Genomic DNA, 24,973 nt, shown 5'->3' with positions numbered 1-24,973 from the left:
AATCCCCGGTCGCGCTTCGTGAGTTAATGCATCAGGTAGCCCGGATAAGGCGTTTACGCCGCGATCCGGGGAAATTCAGGCACGATGAGGCTAAAAATGAACGCCATCCGCGTTGAAAACATCCATAAAACCTTTGTTCTGCACCAGCAGCACGGCGTCCGTCTGCCGGTCCTCGCCGACGCCTCGCTGACCGTGAATGCCGGTGAATGCGTGGTGCTGCACGGCCACTCCGGCAGCGGCAAATCGACCCTGCTGCGCTCGCTGTACGCCAACTATCTCCCCGATAGCGGCCACATTCATATTCGCCACGGCGACGAATGGGTCGACCTGGTTACCGCCACGCCGCGCAAAGTGCTGGAGGTGCGCAAAACTACCATCGGCTGGGTCAGCCAGTTTCTGCGGGTGATCCCGCGTATCTCCGCCCTCGACGTGGTGATGCAACCGCTGTTCGAACTGGGCGCCTCGCGCGAAGAGAGCGCCGCGAAAGCCGCCCGCCTGCTAACGCGCCTGAACGTCCCCGAACGCCTGTGGCACCTCGCCCCCTCAACCTTTTCCGGCGGCGAACAGCAGCGGGTCAACATTGCCCGCGGCTTCGCGGTCGACTACCCGATTTTGCTTCTCGACGAACCCACCGCCTCGCTGGACGCTAACAACAGCGCCGCGGTGGTGGCGTTGATTCACGAAGCCAAAGCCCGCGGCGCGGCGATCGTCGGTATTTTCCACGACGAGGCCACGCGCCACCAGGTCGCCGACCGCCTGCACCCGATGGGGATTTCAGCATGATTATTAATAACGTAAAGCTGGTCCTCGAAGACGAGGTGGTTAACGGTTCGCTGGAAGTTCACGACGGCAGAATCTCAGCCTTTGCCGAAAACCAGAGCCGGCTAGCGGAGGCGGTTGACGGCGAAGGCGGCTGGCTGCTGCCCGGGCTTATCGAGCTGCATACCGACAACCTGGACAAGTTTTTCACCCCGCGACCCAAGGTGGACTGGCCCGCCCACTCGGCGATGAGCAGCCACGACGCGCTGATGGTCGCCAGCGGCATCACCACCGTGCTCGATGCCGTGGCTATTGGCGATGTGCGCGACGGCGGCGACCGTCTGGAAAACCTGGAAAAAATGATCAACGCCGTCGAAGAGACGCAAAAGCGCGGCCTCAACCGCGCCGAACACCGACTGCATCTGCGCTGCGAACTGCCGCATCACACCACCCTGCCGCTGTTTGAGAAGCTGGTAGGCCGCGAGCCGGTGAGCATGGTCTCTCTGATGGATCACTCCCCCGGCCAGCGCCAGTACGCCGACCTCAGCAAATATCGCGACTACTATCAGGGCAAATACCATCTGACCAACGAACAGATGGACAACTTCGAACAGGAGCAGATGGCGCTGGCGGCAGCCTGGTCGCAGCCCAACCGGCAGCGCATCGCCGCTATCTGCCGCGAGCGCAATATCGCGCTGGCCAGCCACGATGACGCCACCTGCGAACATGTGCTCGAATCACGCCAACTTGGCAGCACCATCGCCGAATTTCCCACCACCCTTGCTGCCGCGGAGGCGTCGCGCCGGCACGGCATGAACGTTCTGATGGGCGCGCCGAATATCGTGCGCGGCGGTTCCCACTCGGGCAACGTCGCCGCTCACCAGCTGGCGGCCAGCGGCCTACTGGATATTCTCTCCTCCGACTATTATCCCGCCAGCCTGCTGGATGCCGCTTTCCGCATCGCCGACGACGGGGGCAACGCCTTTACCCTCGCGCAGGCCATTCGCCTGGTAAGCAAAAACCCGGCGCAGGCGCTGGGGCTGCATGACCGCGGGGTGATTGCCGAAGGTAAACGGGCGGATCTGGTGCTGGCGCACCGTCGCGGCGAGCATATCCATATTGATCGCGTCTGGCGGCAAGGCAAGAGGGTCTTCTGATGACAGGAAAACTGATTTGGCTGGTCGGTCCGTCCGGCTCCGGTAAAGACAGCCTGCTGGCGGCGCTGCGCCAGCGGGAGCATCCCCAGCTGCTGGTGGCGCACCGCTACATTACCCGCCCGCACAACGCGGGTTGTGAAAACCATATCGCCCTCAGCGAACATGAGTTTTTTACCCGCGCCGAGCAGCATCTGTTTGCCCTTAGCTGGCACGCTAACAATAATTACTACGGCATCGGCATCGAGATTGACCTGTGGCTGCACGCCGGGTTTGACGTGGTCGCTAATGGCTCCCGCGCCCACCTCGCGCAGGCGCAGGCGCGCTATGCCGACGCCCTGCTGCCCATCTGTTTGCAGGTCTCGCCGGAGGTGCTGCGACAGCGCCTGGAGCAGCGTGGAAGGGAGAACGAGACGGAAATCGCCCAGCGGCTGGAACGCGCGGCGCGCTATACGCCGAGCGCGTGTCTGACCCTGAATAACGATGGCCGTCTGAGCCAGTCGGTGGATGCGCTGGTCTCGCTGATTCGCGTTCACGGCAATCGACACGAGCAGCAAATTGCCTGAGACGAGGAGAAAACATGAGCCTGACGATCCGCTTGACCGGCACCGGCGGCGCGCAGCTGGTGCCGGTTTTCGGCTGCGACTGCCGCGCCTGCCGCCGCGCCCGCGCCGACGACGCGCATCGCCGTCGCCCCTGTAGCGCGGCGGTGAAGTTCAACAACGCGGTGACGCTGCTCGATGCCGGGCTGCCGGATCTGTTGGAGCGGTGGCCCGCCGGCAGCTTTCAGCAGTTTCTGCTCACCCATTATCATATGGATCACGTGCAGGGCCTGTTCCCCCTGCGCTGGGGAGTGGGCGAACCTATTGCGGTTTACGGCCCGCCCGATGAACAGGGCTGCGATGACCTGTTCAGGCATCCGGGCCTGCTGGATTTCAGCCATACCGTTGAGCCGTTCGTGATGTTTGAACTTCAGGGATTGCGCGTTACGCCGCTGCCGCTGAACCACTCAAAGCTCACTTTCGGCTACCTGCTGGAATCGGCCCATAGCCGGGTCGCCTGGCTGTCCGACACCGCCGCCCTGCCGGAAAAAACCCTCAAGTTCCTGCTTAACAACCGACCGCAGCTTATCATCATCGACTGTAGCCACGAGCCGCGCCCGCAGCCCCCGCGCAACCACTGCGATCTCAACACCGTGCGGGCCATTAACCAGGTGATTGGCTGCCCGCGGGTGATCCTTACCCATATCAGCCACCAGTTCGATGCGTGGATGATGGAAAATTCTCTGCCTGCGGGATTTGAAGCGGGATTTGACGGTATGGAGATTGTGCTGGATTAACCGGGCGCGACGAAGGCCGCGGGTCGCGCCGCATCAATAATCATCATCCAGCCTGCGCTGGTCGCTTTCCAGCTGACGGCGGTCCCGGTCCAGCTGGCGCTGACGCTCATCAAGTTCGCGGCGACGATCTTCCAGCTGTCGCCGTTGATCGTCATACTGCCGCTGGCGATCGGCGTTTTGCTGACGGCTGCCCTGATAGCGTCCATCATCATAATCATCGTCATCGGAACGGCTGCCGTTGGGTTGATAAGCGTCATTAATGGCCTGCTGAATATTGCCGATCGCGTCGTCAATAATATCGGCGTGCGCCAGCTGGCTGGCGAAGGAAAGAGCGCAGAAAAGCAAAGCAGTAGAGTAACGTTTCATAAAGCCAGTCTCATCAGGGGGCTGGCTCTACGTTAATCAAGGGCTATCGCGGCGAGTAGCGGAGGAATCTCAAATCCGCTGCTGTTCAATCGCGCCGATGGCGTCTACCCGGCCCTGATGGCGTCCGCCCTCAAATTCGGCGCTCAGCCAGGCATCAACGATCATTTTCGCCAGTTCAAGGCCGATCACCCTGGCGCCAAAGGCCAGAACGTTGGTGTCATTATGCTGGCGTGAAAGCTGCGCGGAGTAAGGCTCGCTGCACACCACCGCGCGAATGCCCGGGTGCTTATTGGCGGCGATGGAGATGCCGACGCCGGTGCCGCAGATCAGAATCCCGCCGTCAACTTCGCCGGCGGCAACCGCCTGAGCGACGGCGCTGGCATAGCGCGGATAATCGGTGCGTTCCATTGACCATGCGCCTTTATCCACCACCTCCATTCCCCGCTGACGCAGATGCAACACAATATCGTCTTTCAGAATAAACCCGACATGATCGCAGCCAATTGCAATCCTTTTCATACCTAGCCTCGCCTGTTATTCACTTTACGGAAATGCTTTATGTTGTGATTTAAACGGCATTTATCGGCCAAATAAGCGTCAAAAACACCGCAGCCAGGGCCTGTTCTACACGCTGTAATTTCACAAATCAAGCGTCAGTGTTCTTTTGCCTCAAACAATCACGCCGTTAAAAACATCAATATAAAACATATAATTTATTGATATTTAATAAATAACAAATCAAAAAACGAAAAATCCGCCCACCCAAAACTTCACAACAGACAATACTTTATAAAAATATAAAATTTGTGAAGTTGATTGTATCTTTTCTGTTTTGCCTGTGGTGATATAGTGACGTCTTCATTTTATGGACAATGAGAAAGCGATGAGTCAGTCAGAATCCAGTTCGCTCCCCAACGGTATCGGCCTTGCCCCCTGGCTTCGCATGAAGCAGGAAGGGATGACCGAAAATGAAAGCCGCATCGTCGAATGGTTGCTTACTCCCGGCAATCTGAGCGATGCGCCGGCCATTAAGGACGTCGCAGAGGCGCTGTCGGTGTCTGAGGCCATGATCGTTAAGGTCTCTAAACTGCTTGGTTTTAGCGGTTTTCGTAATCTGCGCAGCGCGCTGGAAGCCTATTTCTCGCAGTCTGAGCAGGTCCTGCCGACTGAGCTCTCTTTTGATGAAGCGCCGCAGGATGTGGTGAATAAGGTGTTTAACATCACCCTGCGCACCATTATGGAAGGCCAGTCGATCGTTAACGTCGACGAAATTCATCGCGCGGCGCGCTTTTTCGCCCAGGCCAACCAGCGTGACCTGTATGGCGCAGGCGGTTCAAACGCCATCTGCGCGGACGTGCAGCATAAGTTTTTACGCATCGGCGTGCGCTGCCAGGCCTACCCGGACGCGCATATCATGATGATGTCCGCCTCGCTGCTGAAGGAAGGCGATGTGGTACTGGTGGTCTCGCACTCCGGGCGCACCAGCGATATCAAATCGGCGGTGGAGCTGGCGAAAAAGAACGGCGCAAAAATTATTTGTATCACCCATAGCTATCATTCACCGATTGCCAAACTAGCTGATTTTATTATTTGTTCGCCAGCACCAGAGACGCCTTTATTAGGCCGTAACGCCTCAGCGCGTATATTACAACTCACATTATTAGATGCTTTTTTTGTTTCCGTTGCCCAGCTGAATATTGAACAAGCGAATTTAAATATGCAAAAAACCGGCGCGATTGTTAATTTCTTTTCACCCGGCGCGCTTAAATAAAAAACCGATCCCACGTTGGTGGGATCAATATAACTGTATCCTACACTGAGAATACTGCCATGAATAAATATCTGAAAATTTTCAGCGGCACGCTCATGGGCGTAATGTTATCCACCAGCGCCTTTGCCGCCGCCGATTATGCTGTGGTCTTAAAAACCCTATCCAATCCGTTTTGGGTGGATATGAAAAAGGGCATAGAAGACGAAGCCAAAACGTTGGGCGTAAGCGTCGATATTTTTGCCTCCCCTTCCGAAGGCGATTTTCAGTCGCAGCTGCAGCTGTTTGAAGACCTGAGCAACAAAAACTACAAAGGTATCGCCTTTGCGCCCCTCTCCTCGGTAAACCTGGTGATGCCGGTGGCTAAAGCCTGGAAAAAGGGCATCTATCTGGTCAACCTCGATGAAAAAATCGATATGGATAACCTGAAGAAAGCCGGCGGCAACGTCGAGGCTTTCGTCACCACCGATAACGTGGCGGTTGGGGCGAAGGGCGCGGCTTTTATTATCGACAAGCTGGGTGCGGAAGGCGGCGAAGTGGCGATTATCGAAGGTAAAGCCGGTAACGCCTCCGGTGAAGCTCGCCGCAATGGCGCCACCGAAGCCTTCAAAAAAGCGAGCCAGATCAAGCTGGTTGCCAGCCAGCCCGCCGACTGGGACCGTATTAAAGCGCTGGACGTCGCCACGAACGTGCTGCAGCGTAACCCGAATGTTAAAGCGATTTACTGCGCCAACGACACCATGGCGATGGGCGTCGCCCAGGCCGTCGCCAACGCGGGTAAAACCGGCAAGGTGCTGGTGGTCGGTACCGACGGTATTCCGGAAGCGCGCAAAATGGTCGAAGCCGGACAGATGACCGCGACTATCGCGCAGAACCCGGCGGATATCGGCGCGACGGGCCTGAAGCTGATGGTCGATGCCGAGAAGAGCGGCAAGGTGATCCCGCTGGATAAAGCCCCGCAGTTTACGCTGGTGGATTCCATTCTGGTGACGAAGTAAGTCTGTAAATCCCCTTTTCCTTTGGGAGAGGGGAATTCACCCAGAGGTAATGAAGGAAATTTTCTATGCTCACGCCATATATTTCAATGGCGGGGATCGGCAAATCCTTTGGCCCGGTTCACGCATTAAAATCGGTTGATTTAACTATTTACCCGCACGAAATACATGCGTTATTAGGGGAAAATGGTGCCGGTAAATCAACGCTGATGAAAGTATTGTCGGGAATCCATGAACCGACCAAAGGCACCATTACCATTAATAATGTCAACTACGACAAGCTGGACCATAAATTAGCGGCCCAGCTCGGCATCGGCATTATTTATCAGGAGCTCAGCGTCATTGATGAATTAACGGTGCTGGAGAATTTATATATTGGCCGTCATCTGACGAAAAAAGTCTGCGGCGTTAACGTCATCGACTGGCGAGAGATGCGCGTGCGGGCGGCAATGATGCTGCTGCGCGTCGGGCTGAAGATCGATTTAGACGAAAAGGTGGCGAATCTCTCCATCAGCCATAAGCAGATGCTGGAAATAGCCAAAACGCTGATGCTCGACGCCAAAGTGCTGATCATGGATGAGCCGACCTCCTCGCTGACCAACAAAGAGGTGGACTATCTGTTCCTGATCATGAACCAGCTGCGTAAAGAGGGCACCGCCATTGTTTATATCTCGCACAAGCTGGCGGAAATACGCCGCATCTGCGACCGCTACACGGTGATGAAAGACGGCAGCAGCGTCTGCAGCGGAATGGTCAGCGAAGTGAATAACGACGACATCGTACGCCTGATGGTCGGTCGCGAGCTGCAAAACCGCTTTAACGCCATGAAAGAGAGCACCGGCAATATCGTCCGCGAGACGGTATTCGAAGTGAAAAACGTTACCAGCCATGACAAGAAAAAGGTACGCGATATCTCGTTTAGCGTGAATCGCGGCGAAATTCTCGGTTTTGCTGGGCTGGTCGGCTCCGGGCGCACGGAGCTCATGGACTGCCTGTTTGGGGTTGATAAACGTAGCGGCGGTGAAATTTATCTCAATGGCAAAGCGATCTCCCCCCGCTCGCCGCTGGACGCCTTAAAAAAAGGGATGGGCTACATCACCGAAAGCCGCCGGGAAAACGGCTTTTTCCCCAATTTTTCCATCGCTCAGAACATGGCGGTCAGCCAGAGCCTGAAGCGCGGCGGCTACAAAGGGGCCATGGGGCTGTTCCGCGAAGGCGACGAACGCAAAACGGCGGAAGAGCAGCGCAAGCTGCTGGCGCTGAAGTGCCATTCGGTCGATCAGAACATCACCGAGCTTTCCGGCGGCAACCAGCAGAAGGTGCTGATTTCCAAATGGCTGTGCTGCAGCCCCGAAGTGATCATTTTTGACGAGCCGACGCGCGGTATCGACGTCGGCGCGAAAGCCGAAATTTATAAAGTGATGCGCCAGCTGGCCGATGACGGAAAAGTCATCCTGATGGTGTCATCCGAACTACCTGAAATTATCGCCGTCTGCGACCGCATTGCCGTGTTCTGCGAAGGGCGACTGACGCAAATCCTGACCAATCGCGACGACTTGAGCGAAGAGGAGATTATGGCATGGGCACTACCACAAGAGTGAAAGGCGATATGGACGAGAAAAAACCGTTTAACTTCGCGCTATTCTGGGATAAATACGGCACCTTTTTTATCCTCGCCATTATCGTCGCGATCTTCGGCACCCTGTCGTCAGAGTACTTTCTGACGACCAACAACATTACGCAGATCTTCGTCCAAAGTTCGGTTACCGTCCTGATCGGCATGGGCGAATTCTTCGCGATCCTCGTCGCCGGGATCGATCTGTCGGTCGGGGCGATCCTCGCGCTCTCCGGGATGGTCACCGCTAAGCTGATGCTGGCGGGCGTCGATCCGTTCCTCGCGGCGCTGATTGGCGGCGTGCTGGTCGGCGGCGCGCTGGGCGCCATCAACGGCTGCCTGGTCAACTGGACCGGCCTGCACCCGTTCATTATCACCCTCGGCACCAACGCTATCTTTCGCGGTATCACCCTGGTGATTTCCGATGCCAACTCGGTATACGGCTTCTCGTTTGATTTCGTTAACTTCTTCGCCGCCACGCCGCTGGGTATACCGGTTCCGGTGATTTTCTCGCTGATTGTGGCGGTGATCCTCTGGTTCCTGACCACCCGCATGCGCGTGGGCCGCAACATCTACGCGCTGGGCGGTAACAAGAACTCCGCTTTCTACTCCGGTATCGACGTCAAATTCCACATGCTGCTGGTGTTCATTATCTCCGGCGTTTGCGCCGGGCTGGCGGGCGTGGTCTCCACCGCGCGTCTCGGCGCGGCGGAACCGCTGGCGGGGATGGGCTTTGAAACCTACGCCATCGCCAGCGCCATCATCGGCGGCACCAGCTTCTTCGGCGGCAAAGGACGCATCTTCTCGGTGGTCATCGGCGGCCTGATTATCGGCACCATCAATAACGGACTGAACATTCTGCAAGTACAAACCTACTACCAGCTGGTGGTAATGGGCGGATTAATCATCGCGGCTGTCGCCCTCGACCGTCTTATCAGTAAGTAAGGAATTTATAATGAAAATTGCTCCCTCTTTAATGTGTATGGATCTGCTGAAATTCAAAGAACAGATCGAGTTTATCGACCAGCACGCAGACTATTTTCACATCGACATTATGGACGGTCATTTTGTACCGAACCTGACCCTGTCGCCGTTTTTCGTCGGCCAGGTGAAAAAGCTGGCCAGCAAGCCGCTGGACTGCCATCTGATGGTCACCCGCCCGCAGGACTACATTAGCCAGCTGGCGCAGGCGGGGGCGGATTTTATCACCCTGCATCCGGAAACGATTAACGGCCAGGCCTTCCGTCTGATCGAAGAGATCCGCCGCCACGGCATGAAGGTCGGGCTGATCCTCAACCCGGAAACCCCGGTCGAGGCCATGAAGTACTACATTCATAAAGCCGACAAAATCACGGTGATGACCGTCGATCCGGGCTTCGCCGGGCAGCCGTTTATCCCGGAGATGCTGGAAAAAATCGGCGAACTGAAAGCCTGGCGCGAGCGCGAAGGGCTGAACTACGAGATCGAAATCGATGGCTCCTGCAATAAAGCCACCTATCAAAAACTGATGGCGGCGGGCGCGGACGTCTTTATCGTCGGCACTTCAGGCCTCTTTAATCACGCCGAGAAGATTGAAGATGCGTGGCAGATCATGGTCGAGCAGATCCTGGCGGCGAAACACGAGGTACTGCCTCATGCAAAAACAGCGTAACGTTGTTGCGGGCGTGGATATGGGCGCGACCCATATCCGCCTTTGCCTGCAAACCGCGCAGGGCGAAGCGCTGCACTGCGAAAAGCGGCGCACCGCGGACGTGATTAGCGCCGACGGCCTGGTCAATGGCATTAAAAACCTGTTGCAGCAGCAGCTGACCCTGCACGACGCCCGTTGCTGCGGGCTGGTGATGGGGTTCCCGGCGCTGGTGGCAAAAGACAAGCGGACGATTATCTCAACGCCCAATCTACCTCTCGCCGCCGACGACCTCTACAACCTGGCCGACCGGCTGGAAGCAGCGCTATGCTGCCCGGTGGAGTTTTCGCGCGATGTGAATCTGCAGCTCTCTTTTGATGTACAGGAGAATGGCCTGCAGGAGCAGGAGGTGCTGGCGGCCTATCTTGGCACCGGTATGGGCTTCGCGGTCTGGCTGAACGGCGGGCCGTGGACCGGCGCGCACGGCGTGGCGGGCGAGCTGGGGCATATTCCGCTGGGCGATGACGCCCTCACCTGCGCCTGCGGCAACCCCGCCTGTCTGGAAACCGTTTGCTCCGGCATTGCGCTCAAGCGCTGGTATGAACAGCAGCCGCGAGCGTACGAGCTGGGCGAACTGTTCGTCCACGCCGAGCAGGAGCCGTTTGTCCAGACGTTGCTAAACCACGCCGCCCGCGCTATCGCCACCAGCGTCAACCTGTTCGATCCCGACGCGGTAATTCTTGGCGGCGGTGTGATGGATATGCCCGCCTTCCCGCGCGATGCCTTAATCGCGATGGTCAAAACCTACGTTCGCCGTCCGCTGCCGTATCAGGCCGTACGCTTTATCGCCGCGTCATCATCAGCGTTTAACGGCGCCCAGGGCGCGGCGGCGCTGGCACGCAGCCGTTATTTACCCCTTCCTGTTACAGTATGATATTTAACGTCAGGCCAGATGCCGCTCATATCGGTATCTGGCCCATAATATGACCATAAATCATATGCAGTTAAATGCCCCTGATTTTATAAATCATAATTGAATGTAATAACTTCATTAATCACCCTATCGCAATCCGCACAAATACCTCATAAAAAGAGGTGCCCATCTCACATTTCTTATTCTATAAACATAAAAAACCATCTTATTATGGGAAAGAAATAAAGCAGCCCTTCTTTTAACTAAATAGATTCACAATGCAAATGATAAATGGAGATTTATATGAATAACTTGCAGTTATTCCGTTTGAACAGGACTTTTATTGCCATTGCTGTCGCAACAGGGTTATTAGTTAACACCTCTTTTGCGAGCGAGACCGCCCAGCCAGCCACGCAATATACGCAGCAAATTAACCAGAAATATACCCAGTCGCTACCCTTTAACGACCGTCAGGACTTTGATGATGCGCAGCGGGGATTTATCGCCCCGCTTCTCAATCAAGGTATTCTGAAAAATGCTGATGGGAAAACCTATTATCGGGGGGAGGATTATAAATTCGATATCAATGCGCCAGCCCCCGACACGGTGAACCCCAGCCTGTGGCGGCAGTCGCAAATCAACGGTATTTCCGGCCTGTTTAAAGTCACCGAACGCATGTATCAGGTCCGCGGCCAGGATATTTCCAATATTACCTTTATTGAAGGCGATACGGGTATCATCGTTGTTGATCCCCTTGTCAGCCCGGAAGCCGCAAAATCCAGCCTCGACCTCTACTATCAGCATCGCCCGCAAAAACCTATTGTTGCCGTCATCTATACCCATAGCCACACCGATCACTATGGCGGCGTCAAAGGTATCGTCAGCGAAGAGGATGTTAAAACAGGCAAAGTGCAGGTTATTGCTCCAGCCGGGTTTATGGAAGAAGCCATCAGCGAAAACGTGCTGGCCGGGAATATTATGAACCGTCGGGTTCTCTACTCTTATGGTCTGTTGCTACCCCATAACGCTCAGGGCAATATCGGCAATGGTCTGGGCGTCACCATCAGCGCGGGCAACCCAACGATCATCGCCCCGACCAAATCGATAACCAAAACCGGTGAAAAACTGAATATCGATGGCCTGGAATTTGACTTTTTAATGGCGCCGGGCAGCGAGGCGCCATCAGAAATGCACTTCTATATCCCGGCGCTTAAAGCATTATGTACCGCAGAAAATACCACCCATACGCTGCATAACTTCTACACCCTGCGCGGCGCTAAAACGCGCGATACCAGTAAATGGACCGATTACCTGAATGAAACGCTCGATATGTGGGGCAGTCAGGCTGAAGTACTGTTTATGCCGCATACCTGGCCGGTCTGGGGTAACCAGCACATTAACGACTATATCGGCAAATATCGCGACACCATCAAGTATATCCATGACCAGACGCTCCATCTGGCTAATCAGGGCTATACGATGAACGAAATCGGCAACATGATTAAGTTGCCCCCAGCGCTGGAGAATAACTGGGCCAGCCGCGGCTACTATGGTTCCGTAAGCCACAACGCCCGCGCGGTTTATAACTTCTATCTCGGTTACTTTGACGGCAACCCGGCCAACCTCAACCCCTACGGCCAGGTCGATATGGGTAAACGCTACGTCGAAGCGCTGGGCGGCGCAAAACAGGCAATTGAGCTGGCGCAAAAAGCTTATGACAAGGGCGACTATCGCTGGACGTCAGAACTGCTCAAGCAGGTGATTGCCGCCGAACCGCAAAACCAGGCGGCAAAAGATCTGCAAGCGAATTCCTTTGAGCAATTGGGTTATCAGGCGGAGTCCGCAACCTGGCGCGGTTTCTACTTAACCGGCGCGAAAGAGCTGCGCGAAGGCGTGCATAAACTCACCCACAATACCTCAAATTCACCCGACACCATCAAGGGTATGACGGTCGAAATGCTGTTTGATTACATGGCAGTCCGTCTGGATAGCGAGAAAGCGGCAGGCAAAAATATCAGCCTGAATTTCAATCTTGATCGAGGCGAAACCCTGAATCTGACGCTGAACAATAGCGTGCTCAACTATCGCCAGGCTTCTCAGCAGAAGCCCGATGCATCCTTCACTATCAGCCGTGCTGACCTGCACGACGTGTTGACCGGCCAGGCCAAAATGGCCGATCTGCTGAAAACAGGGAAAGCCAAAGTCACCGGCGATGCGGCAAAGCTGGATGAAATCTTCTCCACGCTCGATCAATTTGAACTGTGGGTGAATATCGTTACGCCTAATTAATCAGGCTCGCTTCCGGAAATTTCTATTCTTTTCCGGAAGCGAATACATCCATGAGGGAAATATAAACACCTAAAAACAATAAAAAATATAAATAAGTTATGAATGCGGATGATTAATAAAGACATTTCACTCTCAATTAAAAATGGGGATACTGTGACCTCTTTTTCCTGTTTTACATTCACACGGGATATTTTTCGCAATAGACAGGATGTATTTCATTATGCAAACGGTTAAATCCAGTATTGTGATGCAGCTAAAAAATATATGCTGGCTCACTCCGGCCGCATTGTTGACGGGATGTACATTATCTCCGGCAATTCCGGTCATTGGCGCCTATTATCCTGGATGGCTCTTCTGCATTATTGCCGGAGTCATCCTTACGCTCATCACGCGGCGGGTTATTCTGCTCAAATATAAAATGCCAGCGCTTGCAGGCGTTATTTATACCGCCCTCTTTGCTCTCTACTCCATGCTGTTCTGGCTGGTATTTTTCTAACCCCTATTGAGATGCACTCATGGAAAGTTCGTCGAAAAAAATTCCTCGCAATAAATTACCGGCTCTGCTTCTGGTACTACTGGCCGTCGTCGTTTTACTCTTTGTCATCTGGCGACTGGATAGCGCGCCCGCTACTAACGACGCCTACGCTTCAGCGGATACGATTGATGTGGTTCCGGAAGTCAGCGGCCGCATTGTCGAACTGGCGGTTAGCGATAACCAGCAGGTCAAGCAGGGCGATCTGCTGTTTCGCATCGATCCCCGGACCTATGAAATGAACCTGGCGAAGGCCGAAGCTTCTCTTGCCGCGCTGGATAAACAGATTATGCTCACCCAGCGCAGCGTAGACGCGCAAAAATATGGCGCTGACTCCGTTCAGGCGACGGTCGCCAAAGCCCGCGCGGCGGCTAAACAGGCCAGCGATACCCTGCGCCGCACCGAGCCGTTGCTCAAGGAAGGTTTTGTTTCCGCAGAGGATGTCGATCGCGCCAGAACGGCGCAGCGCGCCGCCGCAGCCGACCTTAATGCGGTATTGCTCCAGGCGCAACAGGCCGCCAGCGCGGTCAGCGGCATCGATGCGCTGGTTGCCCAGCGAGTCGCCGTTGAAGCAGATATCGCGCTCACTAAACTACATCTTGAAATGGCCACGGTTCGCGCACCGTTCGATGGACGGGTGGTCGCATTAAAAACCTCCATCGGCCAGTTTGCCTCCGCTATGCGTCCGCTCTTTACCCTGATTGATACCCGCCACTGGTACGTCATCGCCAACTTCCGCGAAACGGAGTTGAAAAACATCCACACCGGTACACCCGCGACTATTCGCCTGATGAGCGACAGCGGCAAAACCTTCGCCGGTAAAGTCGATTCCGTCGGCTACGGCGTACTGCCTGACGACGGCGGTCTGGTGCTGGGCGGTCTGCCGCGGGTTTCCCGTTCGATTAACTGGGTTCGCGTGGCCCAGCGTTTCCCGGTAAAAATCATGGTGGATAAACCCGACGCAGAGATGTTCCGCATCGGCGCATCGGCGGTCGCCACTCTCGAGCCGCAATGATGAACGCGCTTAATTACCTGCCGCTGCCGCTGGTCAAAGCGCTGGTTTTTTTTCGCGAGGAATTAAGCGAAGAGCGCCCCGGCAGAGTGCCGCAAACCATGCAGCTTTGGGTTGGCTGCCTGCTGGTGGTGCTGATCTCAATGACCTTCGAGATCCCCTTTCTGGCGCTTTCGCTGGCGGTGCTGTTTTACGGTATCCAGTCCAACGCCTTCTATACCAAATTCGTGGCGATCCTGTTCGTGGTGGCCACGGCGATGGAAATCGGCAGCTTATTTCTGATCTACAAATGGTCTTATAGCTATCCGCTCGTGCGGCTGATCGTCGCTGGCGTAATTTTGCTGGGCTGTATGTTTATGATGCGCGCCCATCGCCTGGGGCTGGTCTTCTTCGCCGTGGCGATTGTTTCAATCTACGGGCAATCTTTCCCCGGAATGCTCGATTACCCCGAAGTCGTCGTTCGTCTGACGCTATGGTGTATCGTCGTGGGACTCTACCCGACGCTGCTGATGGTACTGATCGGCGTCCTGTGGTTTCCCGCCCGCGCGGCGGATCAGATGCGCGCAGCCCTGTGCGCGCGGCTTGATGACGCCGCCAGCCGCCTGACGCAATCCGCCGAACCGCTACCTGAAAAGCGCATTGAACAGGAAGCGTTAGCGCTGCAAAAACTGAACGTCTTCTGTATGGCCGATGATGCCGACTGGCGAGCAAGAAGCGCATGGTTGCAAACCTGCGTCACGACGGTGACCTACCTTTACGCCACGCTGAACCGCTACGACGCCGCCGCCTTTGCCAAAAATCAGACAATCGATTCTCTACGGCAAAAGCTGCAAAGCGAAATCGCCGCCCTGAAAAACGCCATTAGCGACGGGGAGACCTGGCATAGCGAGTGGCAACTGAGCGCTGAAGAGACCGCTGCGGCACGCGAATGCGGGCTGGAGAATGCCTGTCAGATTCTGCGACAGCTGGGTCAAATGGACCCGGACACGCCGCCCACGCCTGCAACCAAACCACCCTCCATGGCGCCGGATGCTTTCACTAATCCGAACTATATTCGTTACGCCCTGAAAACGCTGCTGGCGTGCATGATCTGCTACGTCTTTTATTCCGGCGTCGATTGGGAAGGGATTCACACCTGCATGCTGACCTGCATCATCGTCGCTAACCCCAATCTCGGCTCGTCGTATCAGAAAATGACCCTGCGCTTCGGCGGCGCATTCTGCGGCGCGGTTCTCGCCCTGCTGATGACCATTTTTGTGATGCCCTGGCTGGATAATATCGTTGAACTGCTGCTGGTGCTGGCGCCGGTTTTTCTCATCGCTTCATGGATCGCCACCGGCTCAGAACGCTCTTCATACATCGGTACGCAAATGGTGGTCACCTTCGCGCTGGCGACGCTGGAAAATGCCTTCGGTCCGATTTACGACCTGGCGGAAATCCGCGATCGCGCCTTCGGTATTATGATTGGCATCGTCGTTTCAGCGGTGCTTTACACCTTTATCTGGCCGGAAAGCGAAGCGAAAACTCTGCCGCAAAAGCTGGCGGGCGCGCTGGGTCTGCTTGGCAAATTGCTCCGCGTTCCGCGCCAGCAGGAAGCCGCCGCTCAGCGAACCTATCTGCAACTGCGCGTCGGCGTTCATGCGGCGTTGAATAGCTGCGAAGAGATCTGCGAGCGGGTGGCGCTGGAGCGCCAGCTTGACGATGACCAGCGTCTGCTGCTGGTGAAACGTAGCCAGGCGGTTATTCAGCAGGGGCGCGAAATCCTCTACGCCTGGGATGCCGCCTGGAATGACGCCCAGGCGCTGGATAATTCGCTATTGCAGGAGCGGGCCGGGCGTTTTGCCGATGCCCTGGAAAAATACGCCGCCGGGCTGGCCGCCGCAGCCAGCACGCCCCCGGTCATCGAGCTTATCGACACCGCCATTTCACCCACGCTATATCAACAGGAGCAACGCGTCATGCAGCAAATGGCCCGTTTACCGGACTGGACTCGCCCGGCGCTGACGCCAGCCGAAGAGCAAGTGCAAGGAGCCGCTCAACTATGACCCGTAACCTTTCACGCTTACTACTCTGCGGCCTGCTCGGTAGCGCTACGGCGCTTTCCGGCTGCGCGCTGGTGCGCAAAGATTCCACGCCGCATCAACAGCTGCAGCCAGAGCAGATTAAGCTGGCCAGCGATATCCATCTCGCCAGCCAGGGATGGCCGCAGGCGCAGTGGTGGCGTCAGTTCAATGACCCGCAGCTGGACGCCTTAATTCAGCGCTCGCTTTCCGGGTCACACACGCTTGCCGAAGCGAAACTGCGTGAAGAAAAAGCGCAATCGCAGGCCGATCTGCTGGAAGCCGGTACGCAGCTTCAGGTTGCCGCCATGGGGATGCTCAACCGCCAGCGCGTTTCGACCAATGGTTTCCTTGGCCCGTTCGCCGACCAATCCGACAGTCGGCTCATGCCGATGGACGGCCCCTACTATACCGAGGGCACCGTTGGGCTGCTCGCCGGTCTGGATCTGGATTTATGGGGCGTCCACCGTTCTGCCGTTGCTGCGGCTATCGGCGCGCAAAACGCCGCCGTCGCCGAGACAGCCACCGTAGAGCTGGCGATCTCCACCGGCGTCGCTCAGCTTTACTACAGCATGCAGGCCAGCTATCAGATGCTCGACCTGTTGCAACAAACCCGCGAAGTCATTGAGTATGCGGTAGAAGCGCACCAGAGTAAGGTTGCCCATGGCCTGGAGGCGCAGGTGCCTTATCACGGCGCCCGAGCGCAGGTGCTGGCGGTCGATAAACAGATCGCCGCGGTAAAAGGGCAGATCGTCGAAACTCGTGAAACTCTGCGCGCCCTGATCGGCGCGGGGGCTGGCGATCTCCCTGCGATCAAGCCCGTATCTCTGCCGCGGGTGCAAACCGGTATTCCAGCTACGCTCTCCTACGATTTGCTGGCCCGACGTCCGGATCTACAGGCTATGCGCTGGTATGTCCAGGCTTCGCTGAATCAGGTGAACGCCGCGCGCGCCCTGTTCTACCCGAGCTTTGATATCAAAGCGTTCTTCGGCGTCGATTCCATTCACCTGGATAAACTGTTCGAAAACCGCAGCAAGCAGATCAACTTTATTCCTGGCCTGACGCTGCCGCTGTTTGATGGCGGACGCCTGAATGCGAACCTCGAGAGCACCCGCGCCTCCAGCAACATGCTGATTGAGCGCTATAACCAGTCGGTGCTCGACGCCGTGCGCGATGTCGCTATCAACGGCACGCGCCTGCAAACGCTGAACGATGAGCGCACAATGCAGGCTGAGCGGGTCAGCGCTTTCCGCTACACCCAAGCCGCCGCCGAAGCGGCCTATAAACGCGGGCTTAGCAGCCGTTTGCTGGCGACCGAAGCCAGACTGCCGGTGCTGGCGGAAGAGATGTCGTTACTGATACTCGATTCCCGGCGTGTAGTTCAGAGTATTCAGCTGATCAAAACGCTAGGCGGCGGCTACCAGGCGCCGGTAGCCAAAAAATAACCCTCACGCCGCGTGACGTCCGTCGCGCGGTATTTTCATCGACACGTCAAAACTGACGATAGCCTGCTTTTCGTCATCATTTCGCCCAAAAAAACGACGTATTATCAGTCGATACCCACAATGAAAACATGGCATAGAAGATGCATATTGATGGCGCGATAGCGCGTGTGCGCCAATTGATTAACTGGAGCAAGACCGATGAAAAAAGTCGTCACGGTTTGCCCGTATTGCGCATCAGGTTGCAAAATTAACCTGGTGGTCGATAACGGCAAAATCGTCCGGGCTGAGGCGGCACAGGGGAAAACCAACCAGGGTACCCTGTGTCTGAAAGGCTATTATGGCTGGGACTTTATTAACGATACCCAGATCCTGACCCCGCGCCTAAAAACCCCCATGATCCGTCGCCAGCGCGGCGGCAAACTGGAATCCGTCTCCTGGGATGAGGCGCTCGACTACGTCGCCACTCGTCTCAGCGCCATTAAAGAGAAGTATGGCCCGGACGCGATTCAGACTACCGGTTCGTCCCGTGGGACGGGTAATGAAACCAACTATGTGATGCAAAAATTCGCGCGCGCCGTTATTGGTACCAATAACGTTGACTGCTGCGCTCGCGTCTGACACGGCCCTTCGGTTGCAGGTCTGCACCAATCGGTCGGTAACGGCGCTATGAGTAATGCCATCACCGAGATCGACAACACCGACCTCGTGTTTATCTTCGGGTACAACCCGGCAGATTCACACCCTATTGTGGCGAATCACGTGATTAACGCCAAACGCAATGGGGCGAAAATCATCGTCTGCGATCCGCGTAAAATCGAAACCGCGCGCATCGCCGATATGCACATTGCGCTGAAAAACGGCTCGAACATCGCGCTGCTCAACGCCATCGGGCATGTCATTATCGAAGAGGATCTCTACGATAAATCCTTCGTCGCCAGCCGTTCCGAGGGCTTCGAAGAGTATCGCAAAATCGTCGAAGGCTATACGCCGGAGTCGGTGGAAGAGATTACCGGCGTCAGCGCTCAGGAGATCCGCGCCTGCGCCCGCATGTACGCCAACGCAAAGTCCGCCGCGATCCTGTGGGGGATGGGCGTGACCCAGTTCTATCAGGGCGTGGAGACCGTGCGTTCGCTGACCAGCCTGGCGATCCTGACCGGCAACCTCGGCAAGCCGAGCGTCGGCGTTAACCCGGTACGTGGCCAGAACAACGTTCAGGGCGCCTGCGATATGGGCGCGCTGCCGGATACCTATCCGGGCTATCAGTACGTCAAGTTCCCGGAAAATCGCGAGAAGTTCGCCAAAGCCTGGGGCGTTGAAAGCCTGCCGGAACATACCGGCTATCGCATCAGCGAGCTGCCGCACCGCGCGGCGCACGGCGAAGTGCGGGCAGCGTACATCATGGGGGAAGATCCACTCCAGACCGACGCCGAGCTGTCCGCCGTGCGTAAGGCTTTCGACGATCTGGAACTGGTTATCGTCCAGGATATTTTCATGACCAAAACCGCCTCAGCGGCCGACGTCATCCTGCCGTCCACCTCGTGGGGCGAGCATGAAGGCGTCTATACCGCAGCGGACCGCGGCTTCCAGCGCTTCTTTAAAGCGGTAGAGCCGAAGTGGGACCTGAAAACCGACTGGCAGATCATCAGCGAAATCGCCACCCGTATGGGCTATAAGATGCACTACAACAACACCCAGGAGATCTGGGACGAGTTGCGTCATCTGTGCCCGGATTTCTACGGCGCCACCTACGAGAAAATGGGCGAGCTGGGCTACGTGATGTGGCCATGCCGCGATGAGTCCGACGCTGACCAGGGGACCTCTTATCTGTTTAAAGAGAAGTTTGATACCCCGAACGGTCTGGCGCAGTTCTTCACCTGCGACTGGGTCACGCCGATTGACAAGCTCACCGACGAGTATCCGATGGTGCTGTCGACGGTGCGTGAAGTCGGCCACTACTCGTGTCGTTCGATGACCGGCAACTGTGCGGCGCTGGCCGCGCTGGCGGATGAACCGGGCTACGCGCAGATCAACACCGCCGATGCCGAGCGTTTAGGCATTGAGGATGAAGCGCTGGTGTGGGTGAACTCGCGTAAAGGCAAAATCATCACCCGCGCGCAGGTCAGCGATCGCCCAAATAAAGGGGCGGTTTATATGACCTACCAGTGGTGGATTGGCGCCTGTAACGAGCTGGTTTCTGAGAACCTGAGCCCGATAACCAAAACCCCGGAGTACAAGTACTGCGCCGTCAACATTGAGCCGATTGCCGACCAGCGGGCCGCCGAGCAGTACGTGATTGACGAGTACAACAAGCTGAAAACCCGTCTGCGCGAAAGCGCGCTGGGCTAATCAGGCCGCCTCCCCGGAGGCGGCGCTTCGCACCTGTCCGGGCTACAGAATCCGTAGCCCGGGCAAGGCGTTTACGCCGCCCCCGGGAAACAGACGGCACGACTCTTCGGGTAAAACATAAGTATTCCCCACAAGTTCCCGTCGTTTTCTTCTCCTTCACCTGCCTTTATACTGCTCACTATGTCCTCTACCGATAATAAAAAATGAAATACCTCTTTTTACTGCTGGTGATGGCAAGCGTCGCCGCAGGCGCCATGGAACCCGGCAGCCAATACAAACCGCAGGCCGAAGCGGGCGACCCGCGCGCGCAGTATTACCTGGCGGATACCTACGTTAGCTTCGGCGATTTTCCGCAGGCCGAATACTGGGCGCAGAAAGCGGCGGACAACGGCGACGGCGATGCGCTGGCGCTGCTGGCCCAGCTCAAAATCCGTAACCCGCAGCAGGCCGACTATCTCCAGGCGAAAGCGCTGGCGGAAAAATCCATCCAGACAGGTAGCAGGGCGGGAGAAATAGTCCTCGCCCGGGTGCTGGTAAATCAGCAGGCCGGTACGCCGAACTATCCGCACGCCATCTCCCTGTTACAGCATGCCGCCCAGGATCCGGAAAGCGACTCCGCCGTCGATGCCCAGATGCTGCTGGGGCTGATCTACGCCAGCGGCGTTCATCCGCCGGAGGATGACGCAAAAGCGACGCAGTATTTCAAAGAGAGCTCCGCCCTCTCCCGCACCGGCTACGCCGAGTACTGGGCCGGGATGCTTTTCCAGCAGGGAGAAAAAGGCTTTATCGAACCGAACAAGCAAAAAGCGCTGCACTGGCTCAACGTCAGCTGTCAGGAGGGGTTTGATACCGGCTGTGAAGAGTTCGACAGGATCAGTAAACGATAAGAAAAAGCCCGGTGCGATGTCACCGGGCCTGCTGTTTTATTGCGCCGTTTTATCAAATTTGCCCAGCACTTCACGCTCATACGCCAGCGCTTTTTTGCGGTCAAATTTATGTTCCCACTTGGCGATAACCAGCACCGCCAGCGCGTTACCCACCACGTTCAGCGCGGTACGCGCCATATCGAGGATCCGGTCAACGCCGGCGATAAAGGCCAGACCTTCCAGCGGAATGCCCACGCTGCCCAGCGTCGCCAGCAGCACCACGAAGGAGACGCCCGGCACGCCGGCAATCCCTTTCGACGTCACCATCAGCGTCAGCACGAGGGTAATTTCCTGCCAGATGGAGAGGTCGATACCGTACAGCTGGGCAATAAAGATCGCCGCAATGCTCTGATACAGCGTTGAGCCATCGAGGTTAAACGAGTAGCCGGTCGGCACCACGAAGCTGGTGATCGACGCCGGCGCGCCATAGGCTTCCATCTTCTCAATAATACGCGGCAGCACGCTCTCGGAGCTGGCGGTAGAGTAGGCCAGAATCAGCTCATCCTTCAGAATGCGGATCAGGGTCCAGATGCTCAGTCCGCACACCCGCGCCACGATGCCTAAAACCACCAGCGCGAAGAACAGGATCGCGAAGTAAACCAGAATCACCAGCTTCGCCAGCGGCCACAGCGAAGCGAAGCCGAAGGTCGCCACGGTCACCGAGATCAGCGCGAACACGCCGACTGGCGCATAGCGCATCACCATGTGCGTCACTTTGAACATGGTTTCAGAGATAGAGCGGAACACCGTAACCAGCGGTTCGCGGTGGGTGGCGGGCAGCGAGGAGAGGCCGAGACCAAACAGCACCGAGAAGAAGATGATCGGCAGCATGTCGCCTTTCGCCATCGAGGCCACGATATTGGTCGGTACCAGCGAGAGGATCGTGCCCATCAGGCCATGCGCGTGGCTCTGCACTTCCGCCGTGGTGTTTTGATACTTTGAAATATCCACCGCCGCCAGCTGCGACATATCGATCCCGCTCCCCGGCTGGAAGACGTTGGCCAGGGTAATCCCCAGCACGATAGCCACCGTGGTGATCACTTCAAAATAGATAATGGTTTTCGCGCCGATACGGCCCAGCTGCTTCGCATCGCCCACGCCCGCAATACCGACCACCAGGGTCGAAATAACGATCGGTACGACGATCATTTTAATCAGATGGATAAAGATATCGCCCGCCGGGGTCAGCAGATTCGAGATCAGCCAATCACGGCTTTCGGCGTGGTAATGCAGGTAACTGCCCAGAAGTATGCCCAGCACCAGGGCCAGCAAAATTTGCCAGGCCAGGCTGACTTTTGTTTTTTTCTTCACTACAGACTTCCTCAATGAAAGGCACCATTCCAGGAGGTAATGGCGCCCACTGAAAGGGGTATGAATTGTGTTGCGTTGCTTTATAGGGTTATTTAACGCGCAATATCAGTATCATTTGCACGGCATGCTGCGCAAGTCTTTAAGAACAGCGGTTTACTCTGATTTTATGCATAAACCCGCTAATATCCCCACCTTATGTTGCATAAGTATTTGTTATAAAAAATATTTAATATATTCAATTTCTATAAATCCATTTCTGAAATTATTTCACCTCAAAGTTTCATTTGATTGCTTTTCATTCAATTTATTTATTGCGTGATCTGCCCCCCAAATAGCAAACAAAGCCGCCAAAGCCCCTACTATTAACGTTTATTTGACATATATTTAACAACCTACAGGAGAAAAAAAGCCATGAGCCAAATACATAAACACCCTATTCCCGCTACTATTGCGGAACGTTGCCTGATTAACCCGGAACAGTACCAGGCGCAGTATCAGCAGTCCGTCACCGACCCTGATGCCTTCTGGGGCGAGCAGGGCAAAATCCTTGACTGGATGAAACCCTACACGCGCGTGAAAAACACCTCATTCGCGCCGGGCAATATTTCGATTAAATGGTACGAAGACGGCACGCTGAACCTCGCCGCTAACTGCCTCGATCGCCATCTGGCGGAGCGCGGCGACCAGACGGCCATCGTCTGGGAGGGCGATGACGCCAGCCAGAGCAAAAACATCACTTATCGCGAGCTACACCGCGATGTCTGCCGCTTTGCCAACGTCCTGCTCGATCTCGGCATTAAAAAGGGCGATGTTGTCGCTATCTATATGCCGATGGTGCCGGAAGCGGCGGTGGCCATGCTGGCCTGCGCCCGCATCGGCGCTATCCATTCGGTGATTTTCGGCGGCTTCTCGCCGGAAGCGGTCGCCGGACGTATTATCGATTCAAACTCCCGCCTGGTGATCACCGCTGATGAAGGGCTGCGCGCCGGTCGCGCGATCCCGCTGAAGAAGAACGTCGATGACGCGCTGAAGAATCCGAACGTCAAAAGTATCGAAAATGTGGTGGTGCTCAAGCGTACCGGCGGCAAAATCGACTGGCAGGAAGGGCGCGACCTGTGGTGGAGCGATCTGATTGAGAAAGCCAGCGCGGAACACCAGCCTGAAGAGATGAACGCCGAAGATCCGCTGTTCATCCTGTATACCTCCGGTTCCACCGGTAAGCCAAAAGGCGTGCTGCACACCACCGGCGGCTACCTGGTCTATGCGGCCTCGACTTTTAAATACGTGTTCGACTACCATCCGGGCGACATCTACTGGTGTACCGCCGACGTCGGCTGGGTCACCGGTCACAGCTACCTGCTGTATGGCCCGCTGGCCTGCGGCGCGACGACGCTGATGTTCGAAGGCGTACCGAACTGGCCGACCCCGGCGCGCATGTGCCAGGTGGTGGATAAGCATCAGGTCAACATTCTTTATACCGCCCCTACGGCGATCCGCGCGCTGATGGCGGAAGGCGATAAGGCTATCGAAGGTACCGACCGCTCTTCCCTGCGCATACTCGGCTCCGTCGGCGAACCGATTAACCCGGAAGCCTGGGAGTGGTACTGGAAGAAAATCGGCAACGAGAAGTGCCCGGTAATGGATACCTGGTGGCAGACCGAAACCGGCGGCTTTATGATCACCCCGCTGCCCGGCGCCATCGAGCTAAAAGCCGGCTCCGCCACGCGTCCCTTCTTCGGCGTCCAGCCGGTGCTGGTAGATAATGAAGGCACGCCGCTGGAAGGTGCGACCGAGGGCAACCTGGCGATCGCGGACTCCTGGCCGGGTCAGGCGCGCACGCTTTTTGGCGACCACGAACGCTTCGAGCAGACCTATTTTTCCACTTTTAAAAATATGTACTTCAGCGGCGACGGCGCGCGCCGTGACGAAGATGGCTACTACTGGATCACCGGTCGCGTCGATGACGTGCTGAACGTTTCCGGCCACCGTCTGGGTACCGCCGAAATTGAATCGGCGCTAGTGTCGCATCCGAAAATCGCCGAAGCGGCGGTGGTCGGCATTCCGCATAACATTAAGGGCCAGGCCATCTATGCCTACGTGACCCTCAACCATGGCGAAGAACCGACGCCGGAGCTCTACGCCGAGGTACGCAACTGGGTACGTAAAGAGATCGGACCGCTGGCGACGCCGGACGTGCTGCACTGGACCGATTCCTTACCGAAAACCCGTTCGGGCAAAATTATGCGCCGTATTCTGCGCAAAATTGCCGCGGGCGATACCAGTAATCTCGGCGATACCTCAACGCTTGCCGATCCGGGCGTGGTGGAAAAACTGCTCGAAGAGAAGCAGGCCATCGCGATGCCATCGTAAACCAACCGATCCCCTACACCCTCTCCCCTTCGGGGGAGAGGACATAAATACATACTCCCGAAGGATTTCAGGTAGCAGGAATGCGGTAAACAGGCTGATTCCCGACAGTTAGCTGCCGGGCGGATGAGTGTTGCCGACGACCGGCG

21 protein-coding genes are annotated in these 24,973 nt (G+C 56.3%); 18 read left to right on the top strand and 3 right to left on the bottom strand.

Annotated features, from left to right (window positions below):
• The first annotated feature begins 96 nt into the window (after window positions 1–96).
• The 4 genes from phnL to phnP are packed head-to-tail and all read left to right on the top strand — an operon-like array spanning window position 97 to window position 3,252.
• Window positions 97–783, top strand: coding sequence for a phosphonate C-P lyase system protein PhnL (gene phnL / locus KOSB73_RS03215; RefSeq protein WP_049087481.1), 687 nt, complete (start codon window positions 97–99; stop codon window positions 781–783).
• On the top strand, window positions 780–1,916 hold the full coding sequence (gene phnM / locus KOSB73_RS03210) for an alpha-D-ribose 1-methylphosphonate 5-triphosphate diphosphatase (protein ID WP_024360218.1): 1,137 nt from the start codon (window positions 780–782) through the stop codon (window positions 1,914–1,916). Before phnL ends, phnM begins: the two co-directional genes overlap by 4 nt.
• A complete protein-coding gene (gene phnN, locus KOSB73_RS03205) occupies window positions 1,916–2,479 on the top strand; it encodes a ribose 1,5-bisphosphokinase (protein ID WP_024360217.1) in 564 nt (187 codons plus the stop codon). Before phnM ends, phnN begins: the two co-directional genes overlap by 1 nt.
• 14 nt (window positions 2,480–2,493) lie before the next feature.
• Entirely contained in the window at window positions 2,494–3,252 is a 759-nt protein-coding gene (phnP, locus tag KOSB73_RS03200) for a phosphonate metabolism protein PhnP (protein WP_004137470.1), read from the top strand.
• A gap of 33 nt (window positions 3,253–3,285) precedes the next feature.
• Here the strand turns inward: phnP and yjdP are convergent, their stop codons facing one another.
• Together yjdP and rpiB are read right to left on the bottom strand one after the other, a co-directional pair.
• Window positions 3,286–3,618, bottom strand: a complete 333-nt coding sequence (yjdP, locus tag KOSB73_RS03195; RefSeq protein ID WP_004137472.1) for a DDRRRQL repeat protein YjdP — start codon at window positions 3,616–3,618, stop codon at window positions 3,286–3,288.
• A gap of 69 nt (window positions 3,619–3,687) precedes the next feature.
• Window positions 3,688–4,137, bottom strand: coding sequence for a bifunctional allose-6-phosphate isomerase/ribose-5-phosphate isomerase RpiB (gene rpiB, locus KOSB73_RS03190; RefSeq protein ID WP_098140222.1), 450 nt, complete (start codon window positions 4,135–4,137; stop codon window positions 3,688–3,690).
• Window positions 4,138–4,501: 364 nt separating this feature from the next.
• On the opposite strand from rpiB, the gene KOSB73_RS03185 reads away from it, so the two are divergent.
• From KOSB73_RS03185 to KOSB73_RS03125, 13 genes are all read left to right on the top strand, one after another.
• The gene (locus KOSB73_RS03185; protein WP_004137474.1) at window positions 4,502–5,389 is read left to right on the top strand and encodes a MurR/RpiR family transcriptional regulator; all 888 of its coding nucleotides are present in this window, start codon (window positions 4,502–4,504) and stop codon (window positions 5,387–5,389) included.
• Between the two features lie 59 nt (window positions 5,390–5,448).
• Window positions 5,449–6,384, top strand: a complete 936-nt coding sequence (gene alsB, locus KOSB73_RS03180) for a D-allose transporter substrate-binding protein (RefSeq protein ID WP_004137475.1) — start codon at window positions 5,449–5,451, stop codon at window positions 6,382–6,384.
• Window positions 6,385–6,449: 65 nt separating this feature from the next.
• The gene (gene alsA / locus KOSB73_RS03175; RefSeq protein ID WP_024360215.1) at window positions 6,450–7,982 is read left to right on the top strand and encodes a D-allose ABC transporter ATP-binding protein AlsA; all 1,533 of its coding nucleotides are present in this window, start codon (window positions 6,450–6,452) and stop codon (window positions 7,980–7,982) included.
• Entirely contained in the window at window positions 7,961–8,941 is a 981-nt protein-coding gene (alsC, locus tag KOSB73_RS03170; RefSeq protein WP_004127887.1) for a D-allose ABC transporter permease, read from the top strand. The genes alsA and alsC overlap by 22 nt, the downstream gene beginning before the upstream one ends.
• 10 nt (window positions 8,942–8,951) lie before the next feature.
• A complete protein-coding gene (gene alsE / locus KOSB73_RS03165; protein WP_004137478.1) occupies window positions 8,952–9,647 on the top strand; it encodes a D-allulose 6-phosphate 3-epimerase in 696 nt (231 codons plus the stop codon).
• Window positions 9,631–10,557, top strand: a complete 927-nt coding sequence (gene alsK, locus KOSB73_RS03160) for an allose kinase (RefSeq protein WP_098140221.1) — start codon at window positions 9,631–9,633, stop codon at window positions 10,555–10,557. Before alsE ends, alsK begins: the two co-directional genes overlap by 17 nt.
• Window positions 10,558–10,839: 282 nt before the next feature.
• Window positions 10,840–12,825, top strand: coding sequence for an alkyl/aryl-sulfatase (locus tag KOSB73_RS03155; RefSeq protein ID WP_098140220.1), 1,986 nt, complete (start codon window positions 10,840–10,842; stop codon window positions 12,823–12,825).
• Window positions 12,826–13,045: 220 nt separating this feature from the next.
• Window positions 13,046–13,321, top strand: coding sequence for a YtcA family lipoprotein (locus KOSB73_RS03150; protein WP_024360211.1), 276 nt, complete (start codon window positions 13,046–13,048; stop codon window positions 13,319–13,321).
• Window positions 13,322–13,340: 19 nt separating this feature from the next.
• Window positions 13,341–14,372 (top strand): multidrug transporter subunit MdtN, encoded by a 1,032-nt coding sequence (gene mdtN, locus KOSB73_RS03145; protein WP_064411549.1) that lies wholly within the window; start codon window positions 13,341–13,343, stop codon window positions 14,370–14,372.
• Window positions 14,372–16,414, top strand: coding sequence for a multidrug efflux transporter permease subunit MdtO (gene mdtO / locus KOSB73_RS03140; protein WP_098140219.1), 2,043 nt, complete (start codon window positions 14,372–14,374; stop codon window positions 16,412–16,414). The genes mdtN and mdtO overlap by 1 nt, the downstream gene beginning before the upstream one ends.
• On the top strand, window positions 16,411–17,874 hold the full coding sequence (locus KOSB73_RS03135) for an MdtP family multidrug efflux transporter outer membrane subunit (RefSeq protein WP_024360208.1): 1,464 nt from the start codon (window positions 16,411–16,413) through the stop codon (window positions 17,872–17,874). Before mdtO ends, KOSB73_RS03135 begins: the two co-directional genes overlap by 4 nt.
• Window positions 17,875–18,072: 198 nt before the next feature.
• Window positions 18,073–20,220 carry a formate dehydrogenase subunit alpha gene (gene fdhF, locus KOSB73_RS03130; protein ID WP_098140218.1) on the top strand — a complete coding sequence of 716 codons (2,148 nt, stop codon included), beginning with the start codon at window positions 18,073–18,075 and terminating at the stop codon, window positions 20,218–20,220.
• Between the two features lie 203 nt (window positions 20,221–20,423).
• Window positions 20,424–21,107 (top strand): tetratricopeptide repeat protein, encoded by a 684-nt coding sequence (locus tag KOSB73_RS03125; RefSeq protein ID WP_024360207.1) that lies wholly within the window; start codon window positions 20,424–20,426, stop codon window positions 21,105–21,107.
• Window positions 21,108–21,143: 36 nt separating this feature from the next.
• Here the strand turns inward: KOSB73_RS03125 and gltP are convergent, their stop codons facing one another.
• A complete protein-coding gene (gene gltP / locus KOSB73_RS03120) occupies window positions 21,144–22,457 on the bottom strand; it encodes a glutamate/aspartate:proton symporter GltP (RefSeq protein ID WP_004109428.1) in 1,314 nt (437 codons plus the stop codon).
• Between the two features lie 411 nt (window positions 22,458–22,868).
• Between gltP and acs the strand changes: the two genes are divergently transcribed.
• Complete coding sequence (acs, locus tag KOSB73_RS03110; protein ID WP_004137496.1) at window positions 22,869–24,827, top strand: acetate--CoA ligase; 1,959 nt, start codon at window positions 22,869–22,871, stop codon at window positions 24,825–24,827.
• The last annotated feature ends 146 nt before the right edge of the window (window positions 24,828–24,973 follow it).

It is taken from the genome of Klebsiella grimontii (assembly GCF_900200035.1).
In the GTDB taxonomy this organism is placed as follows: Bacteria; Pseudomonadota; Gammaproteobacteria; order Enterobacterales; family Enterobacteriaceae; genus Klebsiella; species Klebsiella grimontii.
Note: the sequence above shows the minus strand (reverse complement) of the source record. Positions and strands in the feature narration are given on the sequence as shown.